The organism is Moorena sp. SIO4E2, from assembly GCF_010671945.1.
Classification (GTDB): domain Bacteria; phylum Cyanobacteriota; class Cyanobacteriia; order Cyanobacteriales; family Coleofasciculaceae; genus Moorena; species Moorena producens.
Genome location: NZ_JAAHIE010000878.1, coordinates 1 through 2,360, shown reverse-complemented (window position 1 = coordinate 2,360; position 2,360 = coordinate 1). Strand labels below are relative to the sequence as shown.

1 protein-coding gene and 1 pseudogene are annotated in these 2,360 nt (G+C 42.2%); both read left to right on the top strand.

All coding sequences use genetic code 11. The features are described 5' to 3' along the window. Window positions 1–153 (top strand): annotated as a pseudogene (locus F6K37_RS38505) (IS200/IS605 family accessory protein TnpB-related protein); the annotation flags it as partial. A gap of 580 nt (window positions 154–733) precedes the next feature. Beyond that, window positions 734–2,290: a group II intron reverse transcriptase/maturase gene (gene ltrA, locus F6K37_RS38500; protein ID WP_287256426.1), complete on the top strand. Its 1,557-nt coding sequence runs from the start codon at window positions 734–736 to the stop codon at window positions 2,288–2,290. Window positions 2,291–2,360 lie beyond the last annotated feature (70 nt).

The following is a 2,360-nucleotide window of genomic DNA, read 5'->3' as shown; positions in this document are numbered from 1 at the left end:
ATTTTCAATCAAAGGTATTGTCATCTATCTGTTCCGTTCAACTGCAAGCCAGAAAAGCGGAAGCCAGAGGCGAATGTAACTGCGGTAGATCTAGGGATAAACACTACTGCAACAATCGCAGTCGTAACCCACAACGGCACTGTAATCCATAGGGCGGTGCGACTCGTTAGCTATAAACCCTACCTAACAAAGGTTGGGGGGATTAGCTGCTTGGTTCATCCGAACCATGACAACTTGATAACCATGGAGGTGTAAAACCTCCCCTCGTGAAATCCGAGTGACAGCTCTACCCTGATTTATGAATTTAACAAACTCATGGATTGATGCAAGGGTCGAACAGTGAAGCACTGCTAACCAAATGTGGTGTTAGTAACAAGCAAAGGACTCATGGGTACGCAAGGAAGGTACGTCTGAATCATCGTAAGGATTACGTAGTGAAATAGGTTGATACACTACAGACAAAGGTCAATGGAATAAGGTTTACAAGGCTCGCACATCTTGTAAAGATTTCCCATATATTCCCGGTGAAAAGTACCACCCTAAAAGTCCACAGAATGGTGATCAGGAACGAGATAACCCTTATACATACTCTCAGAAAGGTCGAATATTCTGAGTAGGTAGTTAGCCGCAAGTAGTATGAGGGCAAGATTGAGTCAAAAGCCAATGCCTAGAATAACATCTAGGATATGCTGACGGACTCACGTTATAAGAAATGATATGGATGTAAGTAGCAATGAAGAAGTCTAAAACTCGGGGGATTCTCCCACAGTCGGAATGGAACAAGGTCAATTGGCGAAAGCTAGAAATGACAGTGTTTAAGTTGCAAAAACGTATATATCAAGCCTCTGTTCGTGGTGACGTTCGCGTGGTAAAAAAACTCCAAAAAACATTGATAAAGTCCTGGTCAGCCAAAATGATTGCGGTCAGACGGGTCACCCAAGAGAATAAAGGCAAAAAGACTGCCGGAATAGACGGAGTTAAAGCTTTAACCAATAAGCAAAGACTCGCCTTAGTAGCCAGCCTAGAAATCTCAAAGAAGGCTCAACCTACCAGAAGGGTATGGATTCCCAAACCTGGACGGATAGAAAAACGACCTCTGGGTATACCAACTATGTACGACCGCGCACTACAGGCGCTTATCAAACAGGCTCTCGAACCTGAATGGGAAGCTAAATTTGAACCTAATTCTTATGGGTTTAGACCAGGACGCTCATGTCACGATGCTATCGAAGCAATATTCAAGGCAACCAATCGTATGCCTAAATGGGTGCTCGATGCGGATATTGCCAAATGCTTCGACAAAATCAACCACGATACACTCCTAAGCAAATTAAATACTTATCCATCCTTGAGACGCTTAATAAAGTCCTGGCTAAAAGCTGGTGTGATGGATAATGGGACACTCTTCCCTACAGATGAGGGTACTCCTCAAGGTGGAGTCATATCTCCACTTCTGGCGAATATAGCCCTCCATGGAATGGAAAAAAGGATTAAACAATATGCCGAATCAATGCCCGGATGTAAACGGGACAATAAGAGAGCATTAAGTTTAATCCGATACGCAGATGATTTTGTCATCATGCATAAAGACCAAACCGTGGTAGAAGACTGTCAAGAAATCATTAACATATGGTTGAAAGACATGGGACTGGAACTAAAGCCAAGTAAAACAAGAATAATCCATACATATAACGGATTTGACTTCCTTGGATTCAATATCCGTCAATATAAGGTAGGAAAAAACCACTCTAAACAAGGCTTTAAAACCATTATCAAACCATCCGAAGACGCAATTTCAAAGCATTATGGGCAGCTCTCAAAGGTCATAGATAGTCACAAAGCTGCCCCTCAGGAGGCATTAATAAGCCACCTAAAACCCATTATACGTGGATGGTTTCTTTACTACAGAGGAGTTTGTAGTAAAGAAACCTTCTCAACATTAGAATATATGCTCTGGAAAAAACTCCGAAGATGGGGAAATAGGAGACATCCCAAGAAAACCAAAACCTGGGTATACAAAAAATACTGGGGAACCAAAATAGAAAAGGCTAAGAAACCATGGGAACATCCCTTGGTCGATAATTGGGTATTTATGACCAAAGAGGATAATTATCTTCCAAAACATGCCAAAACCAAAATCGTGAGGCATACAAAAGTCGAAGAAACCCGTAGCCCTTATGATGGTGACCTTATTTATTGGAACACCAGAATGAGAAAACATCCTGAGATGACCAGTCAAGTGCGATTCGTTGGTTATAAACCTTGCCCCGTAAGGGTTTTGGGGGATTAACCGCTAGGACAAATTACTGAACCTAGACAACTTGGTAACCATGGTGGTGAAAATCCACCCCTCGTGAAAT